We start from the raw sequence: 475 nt of genomic DNA, 5'->3' as shown, positions 1-475 counted from the left end.
CATGCTGGCGGATCCAATAAGAAGGTTTTATTGATCTCTTTTATCATGATTACAGGTTATATGATAATAGAAGCGATAGGCGGATTTTTAACCAATAGTTTAGCGCTTTTGTCAGATGCAGGCCATATGCTGAGTGATTCAATCTCATTAATGGTTGCTCTGATTGCTTTTAAATTGGCCGAAAAAAAGGCAAGTCATCATAAGACATTCGGCTACAAACGATTTGAAATTCTTGCAGCTGTGATCAACGGTGTTGCATTAATACTGATTTCCCTTTATATCATTTATGAAGCAATCAAACGTTTCTCTCATCCGCCGGAGATAGCAACAACCGGCATGCTGACGATAAGTATCATCGGGTTAGCTGTGAATATATTGGTCGCTTGGATTATGCTGAACGGCGGAGATACAAAGAATAACCTGAACATTAGAGGAGCTTACTTACATGTGATAAGTGACATGCTCGGATCTGTAG

Annotated in this window: 1 protein-coding gene; it reads left to right on the top strand. The window is 39.4% G+C overall.

The window, feature by feature from the left end; genetic code table 11:
* On the top strand, window positions 1-475 hold a 475-nt coding region (locus ACTD9P_RS29765; protein WP_438870438.1), incomplete at both ends, for a cation diffusion facilitator family transporter.

Source organism: Pseudomonas onubensis (assembly GCF_965653655.1).
Taxonomy (GTDB): domain Bacteria; phylum Pseudomonadota; class Gammaproteobacteria; order Pseudomonadales; family Pseudomonadaceae; genus Aquipseudomonas.
The sequence above is the reverse complement of the archived record's forward strand: the minus strand, read 5'-3'. Positions and strand labels throughout refer to the sequence as shown.